The 18,697-nt window shown below is 73.7% G+C and carries 18 protein-coding genes; 7 read left to right on the forward strand and 11 right to left on the reverse strand.

The features are described 5' to 3' along the window. Nucleotides 1-11 precede the first annotated feature (11 nt). The 6 genes from B124_RS31830 to B124_RS31855 form a co-directional block, all read right to left on the reverse strand. On the reverse strand, nucleotides 12-2,198 hold the full coding sequence (locus tag B124_RS31830; protein ID WP_496506478.1) for a SpoIIE family protein phosphatase: 2,187 nt from the start codon (nucleotides 2,196-2,198) through the stop codon (nucleotides 12-14). A gap of 152 nt (nucleotides 2,199-2,350) precedes the next feature. Next, on the reverse strand, nucleotides 2,351-3,340 hold the full coding sequence (locus B124_RS31835) for a zinc-dependent alcohol dehydrogenase family protein (protein ID WP_496506479.1): 990 nt from the start codon (nucleotides 3,338-3,340) through the stop codon (nucleotides 2,351-2,353). Beyond that, nucleotides 3,337-4,236, reverse strand: coding sequence for a carbohydrate ABC transporter permease (locus B124_RS31840; protein WP_496506480.1), 900 nt, complete (start codon nucleotides 4,234-4,236; stop codon nucleotides 3,337-3,339). Before B124_RS31840 ends, B124_RS31835 begins: the two co-directional genes overlap by 4 nt. Next, entirely contained in the window at nucleotides 4,233-5,204 is a 972-nt protein-coding gene (locus B124_RS31845; protein ID WP_496506481.1) for a carbohydrate ABC transporter permease, read from the reverse strand. Before B124_RS31845 ends, B124_RS31840 begins: the two co-directional genes overlap by 4 nt. After that, complete coding sequence (locus B124_RS31850) at nucleotides 5,201-6,568, reverse strand: ABC transporter substrate-binding protein (RefSeq protein WP_496506482.1); 1,368 nt, start codon at nucleotides 6,566-6,568, stop codon at nucleotides 5,201-5,203. The genes B124_RS31845 and B124_RS31850 overlap by 4 nt, the downstream gene beginning before the upstream one ends. Nucleotides 6,569-6,728: 160 nt before the next feature. After that, on the reverse strand, nucleotides 6,729-7,490 hold the full coding sequence (locus B124_RS31855; RefSeq protein WP_496506483.1) for a DeoR/GlpR family DNA-binding transcription regulator: 762 nt from the start codon (nucleotides 7,488-7,490) through the stop codon (nucleotides 6,729-6,731). 584 nt (nucleotides 7,491-8,074) lie between these two features. Here B124_RS31855 and B124_RS31860 point away from each other — a divergent pair. After that, nucleotides 8,075-8,821 carry a glycoside hydrolase family 16 protein gene (locus tag B124_RS31860; protein WP_496506495.1) on the forward strand — a complete coding sequence of 249 codons (747 nt, stop codon included), beginning with the start codon at nucleotides 8,075-8,077 and terminating at the stop codon, nucleotides 8,819-8,821. A 14-nt stretch (nucleotides 8,822-8,835) separates the two neighbouring features. On the opposite strand, the gene B124_RS31865 is transcribed toward B124_RS31860, so the two are convergent. Beyond that, entirely contained in the window at nucleotides 8,836-10,215 is a 1,380-nt protein-coding gene (locus B124_RS31865) for an amidohydrolase (RefSeq protein ID WP_496506484.1), read from the reverse strand. A 172-nt stretch (nucleotides 10,216-10,387) separates the two neighbouring features. Here B124_RS31865 and B124_RS31870 point away from each other — a divergent pair, with 172 nt between their 5' ends. Then, nucleotides 10,388-11,446 carry a glycoside hydrolase family 5 protein gene (locus B124_RS31870; protein ID WP_496506485.1) on the forward strand — a complete coding sequence of 353 codons (1,059 nt, stop codon included), beginning with the start codon at nucleotides 10,388-10,390 and terminating at the stop codon, nucleotides 11,444-11,446. Between the two features lie 60 nt (nucleotides 11,447-11,506). On the opposite strand, the gene B124_RS31875 is transcribed toward B124_RS31870, so the two are convergent. Then, nucleotides 11,507-12,379, reverse strand: a complete 873-nt coding sequence (locus B124_RS31875; protein ID WP_496506486.1) for an NAD(P)-dependent oxidoreductase — start codon at nucleotides 12,377-12,379, stop codon at nucleotides 11,507-11,509. Nucleotides 12,380-12,437: 58 nt separating this feature from the next. After that, a complete protein-coding gene (locus B124_RS31880; protein WP_496506487.1) occupies nucleotides 12,438-13,268 on the reverse strand; it encodes an aldo/keto reductase in 831 nt (276 codons plus the stop codon). A 60-nt stretch (nucleotides 13,269-13,328) separates the two neighbouring features. Here B124_RS31880 and B124_RS31885 point away from each other — a divergent pair, with 60 nt between their 5' ends. The 3 genes from B124_RS31885 (at nucleotide 13,329) to B124_RS31895 (ending at nucleotide 15,882) form a co-directional block, all read left to right on the forward strand. Beyond that, the gene (locus tag B124_RS31885) at nucleotides 13,329-13,964 is read left to right on the forward strand and encodes a TetR/AcrR family transcriptional regulator (RefSeq protein WP_496506488.1); all 636 of its coding nucleotides are present in this window, start codon (nucleotides 13,329-13,331) and stop codon (nucleotides 13,962-13,964) included. 302 nt (nucleotides 13,965-14,266) lie between these two features. Then, nucleotides 14,267-14,824 (forward strand): RNA polymerase sigma factor, encoded by a 558-nt coding sequence (locus tag B124_RS31890; protein WP_496506489.1) that lies wholly within the window; start codon nucleotides 14,267-14,269, stop codon nucleotides 14,822-14,824. Further along, nucleotides 14,824-15,882, forward strand: coding sequence for a hypothetical protein (locus B124_RS31895; RefSeq protein ID WP_496506490.1), 1,059 nt, complete (start codon nucleotides 14,824-14,826; stop codon nucleotides 15,880-15,882). Before B124_RS31890 ends, B124_RS31895 begins: the two co-directional genes overlap by 1 nt. A 46-nt stretch (nucleotides 15,883-15,928) precedes the next feature. Here the strand turns inward: B124_RS31895 and B124_RS31900 are convergent, their stop codons facing one another. Further along, the gene (locus tag B124_RS31900) at nucleotides 15,929-16,219 is read right to left on the reverse strand and encodes a hypothetical protein (RefSeq protein WP_496506491.1); all 291 of its coding nucleotides are present in this window, start codon (nucleotides 16,217-16,219) and stop codon (nucleotides 15,929-15,931) included. A 74-nt stretch (nucleotides 16,220-16,293) separates the two neighbouring features. On the opposite strand from B124_RS31900, the gene B124_RS31905 reads away from it, so the two are divergent. Then, nucleotides 16,294-17,097: a class I SAM-dependent methyltransferase gene (locus tag B124_RS31905; RefSeq protein ID WP_496506492.1), complete on the forward strand. Its 804-nt coding sequence runs from the start codon at nucleotides 16,294-16,296 to the stop codon at nucleotides 17,095-17,097. Nucleotides 17,098-17,104: 7 nt separating this feature from the next. Here B124_RS31905 and B124_RS31910 read toward each other — a convergent pair whose 3' ends face one another. Further along, nucleotides 17,105-18,163: a PP2C family protein-serine/threonine phosphatase gene (locus B124_RS31910; protein WP_496506493.1), complete on the reverse strand. Its 1,059-nt coding sequence runs from the start codon at nucleotides 18,161-18,163 to the stop codon at nucleotides 17,105-17,107. A gap of 444 nt (nucleotides 18,164-18,607) precedes the next feature. On the opposite strand from B124_RS31910, the gene B124_RS31915 reads away from it, so the two are divergent. Continuing rightward, nucleotides 18,608-18,697: PHP domain-containing protein (locus B124_RS31915; protein ID WP_388887382.1), on the forward strand; the 90-nt coding region annotated here is incomplete at its 3' end.

Genomic DNA, 18,697 nt, shown 5'->3' on the forward strand with positions numbered 1-18,697 from the left:
AGTTGGCTCAGTCAGGCCGGGATCTCCTGCTCGGTCCAGACGACTTTGCCCCCGGGCGTGTAACGCACACCCCAGCGGTGCGCCAACTGCGCGACGAGGAACAGCCCCCGGCCGCCTTCGTCGTAGCTCGTGGCGTGCCGCAGACGCGGCGCCGCACGGCTGGCGTCGGAGACCTCGCAGGTCAGCACCGACTGGCGGATGAGCTTGAGCCCGATGGGGCCGGGGGCGTGCCGGATCGCGTTGGCGAGCAGTTCGCTGACGATCAGTTCGGTGGGCAGCGTCAGCTCCCGCAGCCCCCAGCCGGTGAGCCGCCGGCGCACCAGGTCGCGGGCGTCGGCGAGGGCGGAGTGGTCCACCGGCAGCCGTACGGAGACCACCGACTCCGGCGGCAGCGTCCGCAGCCGGGCCGCCAGCAGCACCGCGTCGTCGCTCGGGCGGGCCGGCAGCAGGTCGCGTGCGGCGGCGTCGCACAGGTCCTGCACCGGGCGCGCCGGGTCGGCGAGCGTGCTGCGCAGCCGGTCCAGGGCGTCACCGGGCCGCTCACGCAGCAGGCCGTTGGTGTAGAGCGCGAGCAGGCTGCCCTCGGGCAGGTCGAGTTCGGTGCTCTCGAACACGCCGGAGCCGCCGCCGAGCGCCGGCCCCCTCGCCGCCTCGACGAGCTCCGTGCCGCCGCCGCGCCGGACGACGACCGGCGGCGGATGCCCGGCCAGCGCCAGGGTCACCCGCATGGCGATGGGGTCGTGGACGGCGTAGACACAGGTCGCCGCGGGCGAGGGCCGGCTGCGCTGCGGGTCGGCGAACGGGTCGGGCGGCTCCTGCATGAGCCGGTACACCAGCGCGTCCAGATGGGTCAGCAGCTCCTCGGGCGGCAGGTCGAGACCGGCCATGGTGCCGATCGCCGCGCGCAGCCGGCCCATCGTCGCCGCGGCGTGCAGCCCGGTCCCTCTCACGTCGCCCACCACCAGCGCGACGCGGGCGCCGGAAAGACCGATGACGTCGAACCAGTCGCCCGCCGCGCCGCTGGTGCCGGGGAAGCTGCCCGGCACGTACGCCAGGCCCGTCTCGATCGCACTGTTCTCCGGCAGTTGCGCGGGCAGCAGACTGCGCTGCAGGGCGGAGGCGGTGGTGTGGGTACGGGCATGGCGGCGGGCGTTGTCGAGGCTCACCGCGGCCAGCTCGGCGACCTCGGTGGCCAGCCGCAGGTCCGTGTCGTCGAAGGGGACGGGGCGCTCCGAGCGGTAGAGGCTGACGACGCCGAGGAGCGCGCCGCGGGCCGTCAGCGGCACGAGGATGAGCGAGTGCGCGTCGTCCGCGGCGTCGGGCAGCGTCGGGTGCGCGCCGGCGCGGCCGCCTTCGGGTTCGGGCTCAAGGCCCGGTACGGGCGCGTGCCGGTCCCCGCCGGCGCGGTCGGCCGACCCGGGGTGTGCCGGGGCCTGGATGAGCCGCGGGCGCAGGTCCGTCAGCGCGCTTGACTGCGGGGAGGCGTACGGGTAGCGCACCAGCGTGCCGACGCCGTCCTCCTCCCGGTACACCAGCGGCGCCGCCGCCGCCCGCCGCAGCGCCAGCTCCTCCGCCCCCGCCGCGGGCGCCGACTGCCCGCCGCGCCACACCGCGTCGGCGATGTCGACCACCGCCGCGTCGGCCAGCGCGGGCACGACGATCGCGGCCAGCTCCTGCGCCACCCGGCCGACGTCGAGCAGCGCGCCGAGGCGCACGTCCGCGGCGTACAGCAGCTCCAGCCGGGACCTGGCGCGCCGGCGGTCGGTGACGTCGCGCACATGCGCGAGCACGGCCGCGGGGGCGCCGCCCTCGCCCTCCGCCATCGGGAACGCGGAGACCGACAGCACCCGGTTGCCGTCGCCGGCCATCCGCACGCCGTGCACCGGCTCGCCGGAGGCGAGCACGTGCCGCAGCAGCTCCTCCAGCTCGGCCCCGTCCGCGACCGCGCCCACGTCCCGCGCGGCCGGGGCCGCCCGCTCCCGCTGCTCCCCGCGCTCCCCGTCACCTTCCGCCGGTTCAGCCGGTTCAGCCGGTTCCTGCGGCACTCCCGGGAGCCGGTGCGCGGAGGCGTTGGCGCGCAGCAGCCGCAGCTCGGAGTCGAAGACCAGCAGCGCGGAGGGCGCCCGGGCGAAGAGCACGCCGAGCAGCAGCGCGTCGAGCCGGCCGTCGTGGGGCGTGCTCGCGTGGGCACGGGCCATGCCCTCAATCTCGCCGCCGCGGAGGCATCGCGCATCCGCACGGGCCCGGCGGGGACGTACGCCGCCGCGCAACTCGCCCGTTCGGGTGGCACCCGCCCCGCGCGTCCGGCCGGCCGCGCTCCCGTACGCCGCTCTCGCCCGCGCCCCCGCGGCTACGGCACCACCACGATCTTCCGTCCCTTCCCCGCGGCGAACCGCTCCAGGGCGACCGGATACTGCTCCAGCGGCAGCCGGTCGCTGATGAGCAGCTCGGGGTCGAGCACGTCCGCGGCGAACAGCTCCGCCGCCCGCTCGTAGCTGTGCAGCACCGCCATCGAGCCGGTGATGGTGATCTCCTGGTTGTAGATGCGGTACGGCTCGATGGTGGCCCTCGTCGCGTAGTCCGCCACGCCGAACTGCAGGAACGTGCCGGCCTTCGCGACCCGGCCCAGGCCGTCCTGGATCGCCGCCGCATTGCCGGTGGCGTCGATGACGACGTCCCAGCCCGCCGGCTGCCCGAACTCCTCCGGCGAGGCCGCCGCGCGGCTGCACCCCACCTTCTGCGCGGTGGCCAGCCGCTCGGGGTTGACGTCGACCACGTCCACCGCCGCGGCACCGGTCCGCTTGGCCAGCTCCAGCATCATCAGGCCCATCGTGCCCGTGCCGTAGATCAGCACATGGGCGGCGAGCTTGCTGTGGAGCACGTCGTAGCCGCGCACCGCGCACGACAGCGGCTCGATCAGCGCCGCGTCCTGGGTACGTACGTGGTCGGGCAGCCGGACGCAGTTGGCGACCGGCGCGAGCGCGTACTCCGCCGCCCCGCCGGCGACGGTGACGCCGATGGCGCCCCACCGGTCGCACAGGTTGCCGTGGCCCGTACGGCAGTGGCGGCACTCGTGGCAGTACAGCGACGGGTCGACGGCGACCCGGTCGCCGACCGCGACCTCGGTGACGTCGCGCCCGGTGCCGACGACCTCGCCCGCGAACTCGTGGCCCGGCACCACCGGCAGCGTGGGCGCGAACTCGCCCTGCAGGATGTGCAGATCGGTCCCGCACAGCCCGCACGCCGCCACGTCCACCACGACCTCGCGGGGGCCGGGGACGGGGTCGGGGACGTCGGTCACGGTGACCGTGCCGGGGGCTTCGATGACGGCGGCCCTCATTTGACGGCTCCTAGGGACAGGCCCTGGACCAGCTTGTCCTGGGCGGCGAACCCGGCGGCGAGCACCGGGAGGGAGATGACGACGGAGGCGGCGCAGACCTGGGCGAGGAAGAGCCCCTGACTGGTGATGAAGCGGGTGAGGAAGGCGGGTGCGGTCTCCGCCGTCACCCCCGTGAGCACCCGCGCGAAGAGCATCTCGTTCCAGCTGAAGATGAAGCAGATCAGCGAGGTGGCGGCGATGCCCGGGCCGGCGACCGGGGCGATCACCCGGGTCAGCACGGTGGGGAGCCGGGCGCCGTCGATCTGCGCCGCCTCGACGATCGAGACGGGGATGTCCGCGAGGAACGACTGCAGCATCCACACCGCGATCGGCAGGTTCATCGACGTGTAGAGCAGGACGAGCAGCCAGATGTTGTCGAGCATCCCGGTGTTCTTGGCGAACAGGTAGATCGGCAGCAGCCCGGCGACGACCGGCAGCATCTTGGTGGACAGGAAGAAGAACAGCACGTCGGTCCAGCGCTTGACGCGCCGGATGGACAGCGCGTACGCGGCCGGGAGTGCCAGCGCGAGCACCAGCACGGTCGAGAACACGCTCGCCATCAGCGAGTTGGCCAGCGCCGGCCACGGGCTGGGCCCGCCGCCGGAGCCGAAGAACGTGCGGTAGCCGTCGAGCGTGAGCGACGCGGCGACCGCCGGCGGGTTGGCGGCGGCGTCGGTCTCCGCGTGCAGTGACGTCAGCACCATCCACGCCACGGGCAGGAAGAACGCGAGGCCGACGAGCCAGGCCAGCAGCCCGAGCCCGGCGCTGCGGCGCCGGGCCCTGCGCAGCGCGGGCGGCAGCGCGGCCCGGCCGGTACGGGCCGGCTCCGGCGCGGTGGCCGTTGCGGTCGTGGTCATGCGCGGGACGCCTCCTCCCGGAACAGGGACGACACGACGCGCAGCGCGAAGGTCGCGATGACGATGGAGCCGATGACCACGAGCACGCCGGCGGCCGACGCCAGCCCGTACTCGTGCGCCTGGTAGAAGGTCTGGTAGATCGTGTACGGCAGGTTGGCGGTGTCCAGCCCGCCCGAGGTGATGGTGAACACCGCGTCGAAGTTCTGGACGATGTACACCGAGCCCAGCAGCACGCCGAGTTCCAGATAGCGGCGCAGGTGCGGCAGCGTGAGGTAGCGGAAGATCTGGAAGCTCGTGGCGCCGTCCAGCCTGGCGGCCTCCACCATCTCCGTCGGCCGGCTCTGCAGCCCGGCCAGCAGGATCAGCATCATGAAGGGCGTCCACTGCCAGATCAGCGCCGTCTCGACGGCTATCAGCGGCATGTCGGAGACCCAGTCGGGCTGCGGCGGCGTGTCGTCGCCGAACAGCTCCGCGACCCAGGTGACCGCGCCGTTGAACAGGCCGTACTCGGGGTTGTAGAGTGCGTGCTTCCACAGCAGCGCCGCCGCGACCGGCACCAGCAGGAACGGCGCGATGAGCAGCGTGCGCACCACCCCCCGGCCGGGGAACGCCCGGTCCAGCAGCAGCGCGATGAGCAGCCCGAGGACGACGCTGACCAGGACGACCGCGGCGGTCAGCACCGCCGTGGTCACCACCGACTCGCGCAGGCTCTCGTCGTTCGCCACCTGGCTGTAGTTGTCGAGCCCGGTGAAGCTGCGGTCGTCCGGGCGCAGGGAGTTCCAGTCGAAGAGGGAGATCACCAGCGTGGCCACGAAGGGCAGTTGGGTGACGGCGATCAGGAACACCAGGGCCGGCAGCAGCGGCGCACGGGTGGCCCAGGCCCGGGCACGGCGGCCCGGCCGGCGGGGTGCCGGCCGGCCCGTGCGCGGGGCCGATCGCTCGGTGCGTACGGCGGTCGGGGTGCTCATCGGTCCCGGTACTCCTCGCCGACCTCCTCGGCCAGTTCCTGGGAGTTCGCCAGCGCGTCCTCCACGGACTGCTTGCCCGCGATGGCCGAGCTGATCTCCTGGGAGACCTTGGTGCCCAGGTCGGAGAACTCGGGAATGCCGACGAACTGGATGCCGGGCGCGGGCCGCGGCTGGGTGCCCGGGTTGCGCGGGTCGGCGCCCTCGATCGCCTCGCGGGTGATGTCGGCGAAGGAGCCCGCGGCCTTCAGGTAGTCCGGGTTGGAGTACGTCGAGGCGCGCTTGCCGGCGGGCGCGTTGGCCCAGCCCAGCTCCTTGCCGACCAGCTCCTCGTACTCCTTGCTCGACGCCCAGGAGATGAACTTCCAGGCGCTCTCCGGCCGTTCCGACGCCTTCTGCACGCCCCACGCCCAGGTGTAGAGCCACCCGGAGGACTCGGTCTTGTCCACCGGCGCCGGCGCGTAGCCGATCTTGCCGCGGACGGGTGAGTCCTCCGCCTCCAGCGAGCCGGTGGCCGCGGTGGCGTCGTACCACATGGCGGTCTTGCCCTGGGTGAGGTTGTTCAGGCACTCGGCGTACCCCGACTGCGCCGCGCCGGCCTCGCCGTGCTCGCGCACCAGGCCGACGTAGAACTCCGTCGCCCTGGTGAACTCGGGCGACGTGAGCTGGGCTTCCCAGTTCTCGTCGAACCAGGTGCCGCCCATGGTGTTGGCGACCGTCGTCAGCGGTGCGATGACCTCGCCCCAGCCGGGCAGGCCGCGCAGGCAGATGCCCTTCATGCCGGGCTCGGCGCCGTCGGCCTTGGCGGCGAGGCCGGCGACCTGCTGCCAGGTGGGCTTGGCGGGCATCTTCAGGCCGTGCTCGGCGAAGACGTCCTTGCGGTACATCAGGAACGACGACTCGCCGTAGAACGGCTCGGCGTACAGCTTGCCGTCCTCGGCCGTCAGCGACTCGCGCATCGGCGCGAGGATGTCCTCCTGGTCGAACTCCGCGTCGTCCGCGGCGTACTCGTCGAGCGGCGCCAGCCAGTCGTTCCCGGCGTAGAAGGGGACCTCGAAGTTGCTGATGGTGGCCACGTCGTACTGCCCGGCCTGGTTGGCGAAGTCCTGGCTGATCTTGTCGCGGACCTCGTTCTCCGGCAGCACGGTGAAGTTCACCTCGATGCCGGTCTTCTTCGTGAAGTGCTTGGCCGTGAGCTTCTGCAGCTCCACCATCTGCGGGTTGTTGACCATGACGACGTTGACGGAGTCGTCGCCCCCGGAGCTGCCGCCGCCCCCCGCGCCGCTGCACGCGGCGAGCAGGGCCGCGGCGGTGACCACGGGTACGAGGACGCGGACAGTGCGCTTGCTGCGGGTCGAAGTGAGCATCGCATGCTCCCAAAGAGGGTCGGGGGCGGGAATCGGGGCGTACGGAGCCGGCCACCCGGCCTGTGCTGTGTCCGGGAAGGCGCGGCGGTACGGATGGGGGATGGGGGATGACGGACGGGGGGACGGGGTGTGCGAGCTGACGGGACGGGTGCCGGGCCGGTCAGGCCCTGATGACCTGCGGGCCCAGCAGCGAGTAGCGGTGGGCCTCCGCGGCGGGCAGCCCGGTGTCGGTGATGATCACGTCGAACTCCGAGACGTCCGCGAAGCGGCAGAAGCTCACCGCACCGAACTTGGTGTGTATCCCGGCGAAGACCTTCCGCCGGGCCACGCGCATCGCCTGCGCCTTGACCTCGCTGACCGCCGGATCCGGGGTGGTCAGCCCGTACGTGCGGGAGATGCCGTTGGCGCCGACGTACGCCAGGTCGATGACGAAGCCGGCGAGCATCTTGGCCGTCCAGTGGTCCACCGTGGCCAGCGTGCCGCCGCGTACCCGGCCGCCGAGCAGCAGCACCGTGACCCGGTCGTCCCCGGCCAGGGCGCTCGCGGTGGCGAGCGAGGCCGTGACGACGGTCAGCGGGCGGGGCCGCGGCAGCGCCTCGGCGATGAGCTGGGGGTTGAAGCCCTCGTCGATGAAGACCGTCTCGGCGTCGCCGAGCAGCTCCGCCGCCGCGGTGGCGATGCGCGCCTTCTGCGGCACGTGCATGGTCGTGCGGTACGCGAGCGTGGTCTCGAACCCCGCGCTCTCCACCGGGTACGCGCCGCCGTGCGTACGCCGTACGAGCCCGTGGTCCTCCAGGAGCGTCAGGTCGCGCCGTACGGTCTCCTTCGAGACACCGAGGTCGGCGGCCAGCTTGGCGACGTCCACCTTGCCGGCGCGCCGAGCGGTCTCCAGGATGACGCGCCTGCGTTCTTCTGCGTCCACGACGACCACCTGCCTTCGCGGTTTGGCTGTGGGGGGTGCGGTCAGATCGGCGAAGCCCTGCCCGTTCGGGCTTCCGAGGGCATTTCTACCGGCGGTCGAACCCACCGGCCAGGCTTCATGCACCGCACGTCGTGACCGACTTTGCCCGTTTTCCCCGCCGTATCACCGCTGGGGAGCGGCGGTCGGCCGCTCTCACCGTGCCCCCGGCGTGCCCGCCCCGGCCGGGACGCGTGCCCGTTCGGTGCCCGCCTGGGCAACGGGCATGCGTGCGGGCCCCGTTCGCTTCGGGAGGTGAACGCGGCGGGATCCGCCGGATCCATTGACTGCGCCCGCGCAAAGGAGTTCACTTTCGCACCGAAACAGGTCTGGACCAAGCTCGATACCCGGCTGACCAGTCGGGACGCCGCGTATCCGCGGCGTTCCCCGGTCGGCGACCCCCCACCAGAGGATCGAGGCCCACCTTCATGACATCACGGAACAAACGCCGGCGGCGTACGCCCGCCGTCCTGCTGCTCGCGGCCGTCTGTGCCGGGCTGAGCTGGACACCCGGCTCCGCCGGCGCCGAGCCGGACGGCACCCGGGCTGTGACCTTCGAAGACAACTTCGACGGACCCGCGGGTGCTGCCGTGGACGGCGGCAAGTGGCTGATCGAGACCGGCGACAACGTCAACAACCACGAGCGGCAGTACTACACCGCGGGCAACGCCAACGCCGCGCTGGACGGCCAGGGCAACCTGGTGATCACCGCCCGGCGGGAGAACCCCGGCGACTACCAGTGCTGGTACGGCCGGTGCGAGTACACCTCCGCCCGGCTCAACACCTCCGGGCGGTTCACCACCACGTACGGCCACGTCGAGGCGCGGATGAAGCTCCCGCGCGGGCAGGGGATGTGGCCGGCGTTCTGGATGCTCGGTGACGACATCGGGCAGGTCGGCTGGCCGGCAAGCGGCGAGATCGACGTGATGGAGAACGTCGGCTTCGAGCCGGGCACCGTCCACGGCACCCTGCACGGGCCGGACTATTCCGGTTCCGGCGGCATCGGGGCCGGCTGCACGCTGCCGGGCGGCGAGGCGTTCGCGGACGCGTTCCACACCTTCGCCGTGGACTGGTCGCCGGAGAAGATCACCTGGTCCGTCGACGGCACCGTCTACCAGACGCGCACGCCCGCGGACCTCGGCGGCAAGCAGTGGGTCTTCGACAAGCCGTTCTTCCTCATCCTCAACCTCGCGGTCGGCGGCTACTGGCCGGGCGACCCCGACGGCAGCACCTCCTTCCCGCAGCAGCTCGTCGTCGACTACGTACGCGTCACCACGCCCGACGCCGTGCAGTAGCCCGTCCGGCGCGCCTACGTGTCGTAGCGCTGGATGCGGCGGCCGTGGCCGCGCTCGGTCAGCGCCGCGAGGCGCGGGGCGAGCTCGGCCGCGACCTCCGCCACGTCGACGGTCAGCAACCGCCGGTCGCGCATGAGGATCCGGCCGTCGACGACGGTCGTGCGCACGTCGCCGGCGCGGGCGCTGTGCACCAGGGTGGCGGCGAGGTCGTGCACGGGCAGCGTGTGCGGCCCCGTCAGATCGACCAGGATCACGTCGGCCCGGCGGCCGGGGGCCAGCGAGCCCACCCGGTCGCCGAGGCCGACGACCCGGGCGCTCTCGACCGTCGCGTGGTGCAGCACCTGGCGGGCTGTGGCCCAGGCGGGGTCCCGCTCCGCCGACTTCTGCACCAGCGCGGTCAGCGCCATGCTCTCCCAGACGTCGAGCGTGTTGTTGGACGCGGCCCCGTCGGTCGCCAGGCCCACCGGCACGCCCGCCGCCCGCAGCGCGCGCACCGGCGTGGTCTCCCAGCCGAACTTCAGATAGCCGCGCGGCGCGGTCGCCACCCCGGCTGCCCGCGCCCGGCCCAGCAGCGCGATGTCGGCGTCCGTCAGCCCGGTGCCGTGAGCGATCAGCACCTCGGTGTCGAGCAGCCCGCAGCGCTGCAGCACCTCGATGGGCGTACGGCCGTGCCGGGCGAGGCTGGTCTCGGTCTGCTCCCGGTTCTCGGCGGCGTGCAGATGGACGAGCAGCCCGTGCTCCCGGGCGAGCCGGGCGGTGGCCTCGAGGTCGGCGTCCGTCACGGTGTACGGGGCGTGCGGCGCCAGGCACGTCGTGATCCGTCCGTCCGCGCCGCCGGCGCGGCGCAGCGCGAACTCCAGCGACCGCTCCCGGCCTTCGGCGCCCTGCGAGGAGAAGTAGGCCAGCCCCAGCACGGCGCGCAGCCCGGCCGCCGTGACCGCGTCGGCGACCCGGTCCATGGCGAAGTAGTGGTCGGCGAACGTGGTCACCCCGCCGCGGATCATCTCGGCGCAGGCCAGCAGCGCGCCCAGCTCGACGTCCCGGTCGGTGAGGTTGCTCTCCACCGGCCAGATCCAGTCGTTGAACCACTCCTCGACCGGCACGTCCTCGGCGAAGCCGCGCAGGAAGACCATCGGCGCGTGCGTATGGCAGTTGATCAGGCCCGGCATGGCGACCTGGCTGCGGCCGTCGATGCGCTCGGCCGCCGGCACCCCCGCCGCCCGGGCGGCGGACGTCACCGCCGCGATGGCGCCCGCCCGGATCACGATCCCGGCGTCCTCGGCGAAGGCGACTTCGCCGCCGGGGTCGTGGACCAGCGCGGTGCAGCCCTCGATCACGAGGTCGGCGGGCTCCGCGCCGGGCCCGGCGTCCGCGGTGTACTCCGGCTGCGCCATGGTCGGCTCCTCGATCGCCCCGGGGATCTCGTCGGGAACGCTACCGGCCGCCACCGGCAGCGCGCGGCGCCTTCGGTGCGTACCCGGCCGCGGGCCTTGACGCGCCGCTGTCGGAAGTGGGTTCATGGGAGCGCTCCCATTCCCTGCCGACCGACCTGCGAGGAGCCCCCACATGAGCGCACCGAGCACCACATCCCCCACCGCTCGCGGACGCCGCCGGCGCGGCGGGGCCAGGACCGGACGCACCCTGCTCGCCGCCCTGCTCGGCCTGGCCGCCGCCGTCGCCGGGTTCGGGCCGGGCGCGCAGGCCGAGCCCGCCGCCGCGGCCGTGGGGCTGCACACCGAGGGCGGGCGGCTGCTGGAAGGCAACGGCAACGAGTTCCTGCTGCGCGGCGTGAACCACCCGCACGCCTGGTTCACCGGCGAGCTGGACTCGCTGCGCGAGATCAAGCAACTGGGCGCGAACAGCGTGCGCGTGGTGCTGTCCACCGGCGACCGCTGGCCGCGCAGCGACGTCGCCGACGTCGCCAACGTCGTCTCCCAGTGCAAGGCGAACCGGCTCATCTGCGTGCTGGAGGTCCACGACACCACCGGCTACGGCGAGGAGGGCGCCGCCGTCTCGCTCGACCGCGCCGCCGACTACTGGGCCGACGTCCGCGACGCCCTCGTCGGCGAGGAGGACTACGTCATCGTCAACCTCGGCAACGAACCGCACGGCAACCAGGGCTACGAGCGCTGGACCGCGGACACCCAGGGCGCCATCGCCAAGCTGCGCGCCGCCGGGCTGCAGCACACCCTGATGGCGGACGCCCCCAACTGGGGCCAGGACTGGACGAACACCATGCGCACCAACGCCAGCGCCGTCGCCGACTCCGACCCGCAGGACGACACGCTCTTCTCGATCCACATGTACGGCGTCTACGACACCGCCGCGGAGATCGAGGACTACCTGACCACCTTCACCGAGGCCGGACTGCCCATCGCCGTCGGCGAGTTCGGGCACAACCACTCCGACGGCAACCCCGACGAGGACGCCATCATGCGTCTCACCCGGGAGCTGGGCATCGGCTATCTGGGCTGGTCCTACAGCGGCAACGGCGGCGGCGTCGAGTACCTCGACATGGTGAACGGCTTCGACCCGGCCGCCCTGACGGACTGGGGGCAGCGCTTCTTCAACGGCGAGGACGGCATCGTGGCCACCGCGAAGGAGGCCACCGTCTACGGCGGCTGAGAAAGCGGGCCCGCGCCGGGGCACCTGCTCGCCGGGCCCGCCCTTGGCTCGGGGCGCCGCTCAGCCGTCCGCGCCTCCCGCCGGGCCGAAGCTCGTGTACACGGCGGCCATATCCTCGCCGCCGTGACCCGCCGCCGACGCCTGGCGGTACAGCGCCTGCAGCGCCTCCAGCAGCGTGGTGTCGACCCCCGACTCGCGGGCCGCGCCGTCGATGAGGCCGATGTCCTTCAGCGCCCCGTCGAGCGCGAACTGCGGCTCGTACGAGCCGGCGAGCATCCCCTCGCCCTTCACGTGCGCGTACCGGCAGTCCGTGGGCGAGCCGTCAATGGCGGACAGGAACAGCCTCGGGTCCACGCCGAGCGCCTCGGCCAGAGCCAGCGACTGCGCCGACGCCGCCGTGATCGACGTGACCCAGGCGTTGCACGCCAGCTTCAGCGCCGTGCCCGCCCCGACCTCGGGCCCGGCCCACACCGACTTCACCGAGATGGCCGCAGTCAGCGGCTCGATCCGGGCGAAGACGGCCGGATCGCCCGCGGTCAGCAGCGTCAGCCGGCCGGTCTCGGCGGGCTGCTTCGTGCCCAGCAGCATGGCCTCCACCAGCGTGCGCCCCGCCTGCTCGGCCCACTCGGCGGCCTCGCGGGTCGCGTCGGGGCCGATGGTGGCCGACTGCACCCATACGGCCTCCCGCGGCGACGCCGGCAGCGCCTCGGCCAGGACGCCGAGCACCGCCTGCGCGTCGTACAGCGCGATCAGCACCGCGTCGGCGTCGTGCACCGCGTCCGCCGCGCTCGGCGCGAGGCGCGCGCCGTCGTCGGCGAGCGGTCGCGCACGCTCCGGCGTGCGGTTCCACACCGTCACCTCGACGCCGCCGCGCAGCAGTGAGCGCGCCATGCCCGCGCCCATCACGCCCGTTCCCAGTACTGCTGCTCTCACCTTGCGGACTCCTCTGTTGTCGCTCGGCCGGGTGCCGCCGCCCCTGACGGACGGCGGGTCACCACTCCTCGTGCACGTCCGGGTCGCCGCCCACGCGACGCTGCGGACGGCCGGTGACCGCGGCCATCTCGGCGGCGGACAGCTCGAAGCCGAAGACGTCGAGGTTCTCGCGCTGCCGCACGGGGTCCGCGGACTTCGGGATGGGCACGGCGTCGAGCTGCGTGTGCCAGCGCAGCACCGCCTGCGCGGGCGTCACGCCGTGCGCCTCGGCCACCCGGGCGATCGCCGGGTCGGCCAGCACGTCGGTGCCGCGGCCGAGCGGGCTCCAGCTCTCGGTGACGATGCCCTTGCCGGCGTGGTACGCGCGCAACTCCTCCTGCGGGAACCGCGGGTGCAGCTCGATCTGGTTGACCGCCGGCAGCACACCGGTCTCCCGCTCCAGCCGGTCCAGTTGGGCGACGGTGAAGTTGGAGACGCCGATAGAGCGGACCAGGTCCTCCTCGCGCAGCTTGATCATCGCGCGCCAGGAGTCGGTGTACAGGTCCACGCGCGGCAGCGGCCAGTGGATCAGGTACAGGTCGACGTATCCCACGCCGAGCCGCTTGCGGGACTCCTCGAAGGAGGCGAGTGTCTGCTCGTAGCCGTGGTGGCGGCCGGGGAGCTTGGTCGTGACGACGACGTCCTGGCGCGGCACGCCGCTGCGGGCGATGCCCCGGCCGGTGCCCGTCTCGTTGCCGTAGTTGAGCGCCGAGTCGACGAGCCGGTAGCCCGACTCCAGGGCGGCGGCGACCGCCCGCTCGGCCTGCGCGTCGTCCATCGGGTACGTGCCGAGGCCCAGGGCGGGGAGCTTGGTACCGTCGTTGAGCCTGCGCACCGGGACACTGGTCACACGTGCACCTTCCGTTTACCGTACGGTGCGTTCAGTATAGGGCGGTGCCGGAGGGCGGGCATGGGTGAAACGGGTGGACCTCGCGCGCCACGGGGCCGGCCGCGCAGCGAGCGGGCCAGGTCGGCCGTGCTGGCCGCCGCCGCCGAGCTGCTGGTCGCCGGCGGGGTGCGGGCGGTCACCATGGAGGCCATCGCCGCCCGCGCCCGGGTCAGCAAGTCGACGGTCTACAAGTGGTGGCCCACCCGCGGGCACGTGATGCTGGACAGCCTGGCCCGCGTCACCGGCGCCCTCGCCGCGCCCGCCGGCGGCGCTTCGCTCGCCGACGCTCTCACCGCCGAGGTCGGCTCGCTCGTGGGGGCCTTACGCGACACTGCCGCCGGCCCTCTGGTGGCCGACCTCGTCGCCGCCGCACAGGCCGATCCCGGCATCCGCACCGCGCTCGACGAGCGCTGGCTGCGCCCGCGCCGCGACGCCTGCGACCGGCTGCTCCACGACGCCGTGGCCCGCGGCGAACTGCGTCCGGACACCGACGTGGCCGCCGCCCTCGACCAGCTCTTCGCCCCCGTCTACCACCGGCTGCTCGTCGACGGCCGGCCGCTCGCCGACGACCTTGCCACCACCCTCGTACGCCAGCTCCTCGACGGTCTCCGGGACCGTCCGGGGCGGTCGGCCGGAGATCGGCGATCACCCGCGTGACGGTTCCGCAGCCGCCCCACGGGGTGCCCCAACTCCCTCACGCCCCAAGGGCCGCGGACCCGCGTGCGCGGACTGGACGCGATCCCGCGCCGGGCCGTAGCGTGCTCTTCCGCGCGGGCGGACAGCGAAGGCACGTGGTCGGCCTCCCGAACATCCGGCACCTGGGGGGTGCTTACCGAATGGATCCGTTGTGTGTGCGCCGCAGCAGAGCGCCACGGGCGGGCTGACCCGGGATGGCAGAGGCTGACGAGCCGCTCACGGAGGCGATACGCGCCGCTCAGGCCGGCGACGATTCCGCGTTTGTGACCCTGTACAGAACGGTGCACCCCTGCCTGGTGCGCTACGTCGGCACACTCGTCGGCGACGCCGAAGGCGACGGGGACGCCGAGGAGATCACCGCGGGCGCCTGGCAGGACATCGCCCCAGGCATCGGGGCGTTCGCCGGCGACGCCATGAGTTTCCGCGCCTGGTGCGCCCGGATCGCCCGCTCCCGCGCCCTGGCGCATCTGCGCCGCCGCCAGGACCCGCCGGCCCGCGGCCCGCGGCACCCCGGTACCCCGCGCCCCACGCGGCGCCGGGAGGGTCCGGAACAGCCGGCCGACGGGCGTACTCTTGCCCTGATCGCCTGGCTGCCGCGTGCGGAGGCCGATGCCGTCGCGCTGCGGGCGATCGTGGGGCTGGACGCCGAGAGAGCCGCCTACGTCCTCGGCACGAGCCCCGCCGCCGCCCGCACCGCCGCCCGCCGCGGCCTGCGCCGGCTGGCCGACCAGCTGGGTGACACCGCGGCCGGCGCCAGCCTGACCGGCGAACCGGCGGGGGACGCGACCCGCACGGCCACGTGGATGCTCAGGGGTATGTGATGGGCGACGACCGGAACATCTGGCTCGACCAGTGCGCCGCCGAGCGGCTGCTCGACGGCGAGCCGCTGGACTCCGGCGCCGCGCTGCCGCCCGCCGACCGGGAGACCGCCGAGCGCCTGGCCGCGCTGCTGGACACCGCGGCCCGCGCCGCCCGCCCGGCGCCCGGTGCCGAACTGCCGGGGGAGCAGGCGGCGTTGGCCGCCTTCCGCGCCGCACGGGCGGCGGACGCCGCCGGAGGCGCCGCTGCCGCCAAGCCCGCCCGCAACGGCCGGGCGGTGAACGGCCGCACCATGAACGGCCGCACCGCGAACGGCTCCCGGCCCGGCCGCGTACCCCGAGTGCCGGCGCGCCGGGAGCCGGCTGAGCCGGTGGTGCGGCTCGCGCCCGTCGCGGCCGGCGGCGGCGCCGTACGCCGTACGCCGCGGCGGCTGCTGCGGCTGCGTACCGTCGCCGCGGTGGCCGCGGCCGGCTGCGTGCTCGGCGGCGTCGCGCTGGCCGCCGGCACGGTGCTGCGCACGGCCCCCGCCCCGCCGGGGGTGTCCCCGGGCCCCGCCGCCTCGCCCACGGCCACCGCAGAACCGGACGCCACCCGCGGCGACGAGGCCGGCGAGGGTGCCGGATCCGCCGGAGACATCCGGACGGAGGACAGACCCGAGGGCCGGCGCGACGAGCCGGACACCTCGGTGCCGCCGGCCACGCATCCCGGCGGCGAGGACGGCGGCGCCGGGGAGCAGCAGGACGGCGCGGCGCCCGGCGACGCCGGTCACGCCGACAGGCCGGGCACGGAGGGCAGATCCGTTCAGCAACTGTGCGCGCAGTTCCCCGCGGCGCGCGGAGGCGACGATCCGGCCGGGGACAGGAGGACCTGGAACCGGCTCGTCCGGCAGGCCGGCGGCGTGGAGGCAGTCGCCGACTACTGCCGCAGGCACGGCGGGTCCGACGGTCAGGCCGAGCACGGCGACGTCGGTGACGACCGGAACGACCAGGGCGGCGAAGGTGACGGGGACGGAGAAGGCGCCCAGGGCGACGAGGGCCATGAGGGCGCGGGCGACGACTGAAGCAGCCCGGCTCCGCCTCGCCCCCGGCCGTTCGCGGGGCGCGCTCTCACTCGAACTGCGTCAGCACCATCGTCACCAGCCACACCACGATGGCGCCCGCGATCGTGAGGACCGGCCAGCTCCGCGCCGTCTCGACCAGCGGATGGCGCCGGCGGACCGACGTCCACACTACCCAGAACGCCTCCGCCTCCGCGGGCTCCACCCGCTCGCCGTCCAGCAGCCACAGCGCGGGCCCGTCGGCGCCGGGCGCCCGTAAGCCGGGGGGTGCGCTGTCGTCGCCCACCTGCTCGACCTCCCTGACCAGCCGGCCGCCGCAGTAGCTCTCGCGTCGGATCAAGGGGCCGTTCCTCTCGGTGGCGGATGCCGCGGAAAAACCATGCTCGGGCAAGGAACCGATCATAAGGTGGGGCGGTGACAGACGACGAACGTGAGCGCCTGCGCACGACCTTCACCGAGGCGCCTGAGCTCTACGACCGGGCCCGGCCCCGCTACCCCCGGGCGATGTACGACGACCTCGCCGCCGCCGCGCCCACTGGACTCGGGCCGGACTGCCGGGTGCTGGAGATCGGCTGCGGCACCGGGCAGGCGACGGTGCCGCTGGCCGAGCGCGGCTGCCGGGTGACCGCGGTGGAACTGGGCGCGGGCATGGTGCGGGTGGCGCGCCGCAACCTCGCCGCGTTCCCGGACGTGGAGGTCGTGCACGCGGCGTTCGAGCAGTGGCCGCTGCCGCCGGAGCCGTTCGACGTGGTGCTCGCCGCCACCGCGTTCGCCTGGGTCGACCCCGCGGTCCGGGTGCCGAAGTCGGCGGACGCACTGCGCGCCGGCGGGGTGCTCGCCACCATCCGTACGCACCATGTCGCCGGCGGCAGCGAGGAGTTCTTCGCCGCGGCACAGGGCTGCTACGAGCGGTTCGACCCGGCAACCCCGCCGGGCCTGCGCCTGCGCCCCGCGTCCGACGTCCCCGAGGACCGCGACGACCTCCGCGGCGAGGAGCGCTTCGCGGCGCCGGTCTTCCACCGCTACGAGTGGGAGCTGCCGTACTCCACCGCGGAGTACCTCGACGTGCTGCGCACGTACTCCGGTCACCGGGCGCTGCCCGCCCCGGCCCGGGAGGCGCTGCTGGCCTGCCTCGCCGGCCTGATCGACGGCCGCCACGGCGGCCGTATCGTCAAGCGCTATCTGACCGAGCTGCGGATCGCCCGCCGCGCCGGGTGACGCTCCGTCAGCTATCCCGGTAGCGCAGCAGGAGCATCGCCGCGTCGTCGTGCAGCGGCGCGCGGACATGCTCGATCACGTCCTGGCGCAGCGCGGTCAGCGCCCCCTCCGGATCCGGGTCCTTGAGCAGCCCGGCGCGCAGCTCCAGCGGATAGAAGGCCCCGGCACGGTCGCGGGCCTCGGTGACGCCGTCGGTGTAGAACAGCAGTTGGTCTCCGGGAGCGAACCCCGCCGTGTGCGGCTCCGGCCGGGGGACGCCGTGCTCTCCGAGGCCGAGCGGTAAAGCCCGCTGCGGCGGCGCGAGATAGCGCACGTCGCCGTCCTGGCGCACGGCCAGCGGCGCGGGGTGACCGAAGTTGAGCAGGGTCACCTCCTGGCCGGAGCCCACCTCGGCGAGGATGGCGGTGACGAACTTCTCGCCCCCGAGCTGCCGGTCCAGCGCCCGCTCCAGCCGTTCCCCGACGGCCGTCAGGTCCGGTTCGTCGTACGCGGCCTCGCGGAAGGCGCTGAGCACCACCGCCGCCGTCTCCACCGCCTCAAGTCCCTTGCCCTGCACGTCCCCGACGACCAGCCGGACGCCCGCCGGCGAGGTCACCACCTCGTACAGGTCGCCCCCGATCCGGGCCTCCGCCACGGCCGAGGTGTACGAGACCGCCGCGCGCAGCCGGCCCGCGCTGCGCGGCACCGGGCGCAGCAGCACGCGCTGCGCCACCTCGGCGATGGACCGCACGCTGGCCAGCTCCTCCTCGCGGCGGTGCCGCATCCACACCGCCAGCAGCGCGGCGATCGTGACGCCGACGACGGACAGCAGGGCGATGTAGCCGCGCCGCGAATCGAACATCACGTCCGAGATCCCCAGCAGCACGACCAGGACCAGCGCGATCACGCCCACCAGGATCGTGCGCCGCCAGCCTCCGACCAGGCCGGCGAAGGCCGGCCCCAGCGAGACCAGGGGCAGGAACCCGGCCGTCTGCCCGGCGGTGAGGTCCGCGAGGGCGACGCAGGCCATGACGGCGTACGGCAGTGCGTACAGCGTTCGATGATGCGGCAACTTCCGGTCGGTCATGCGTTACTCGCTACTCCAGCCGCAGTTCGGCTCTGCGCCTCGGACGGCGCGGAGATACGGCCCCCGTTCCGGCCGACCCCTCATGTGAGGCTAGGCAAGGATCGTGGCATCCGGGACCGATGCGGCCGAATCGTTGCCCGTCCGGCACCGGGACCGGCGCGCCGAGTGCCGTACAGTCCGGACAAATATCCGCAACCGGGCCTCCCTTAGCAGATTTCCCGCCGGCGTGGCCGGATCCGTGCGGGTCGTCGGGCGTTCCGCGCGCGAACGGTCCGCCGCCGTCCGGCAGATGCAGGACCGCTGACCCGCCCGGATCCTGCACTGAATCAGTTGCTCCGGTACAACGGAAGGTTGTTTCCAGAGGCGTGTTTGTTGTTTGAAACGGCTGCGAAGCCAGGGATTTGATGGCCCTCCTGACAACACCCCGTTGTGTGAGGAGCCGCCGTGGCCAAGCCGCCTTTTACGCATCTGCATGTGCACACGCAGTATTCGCTGCTGGACGGGGCGGCGCGGTTGAAGGACATGTTCGCGGCG

The organism is Streptomyces sp. CNP082 (genome assembly GCF_059570535.1).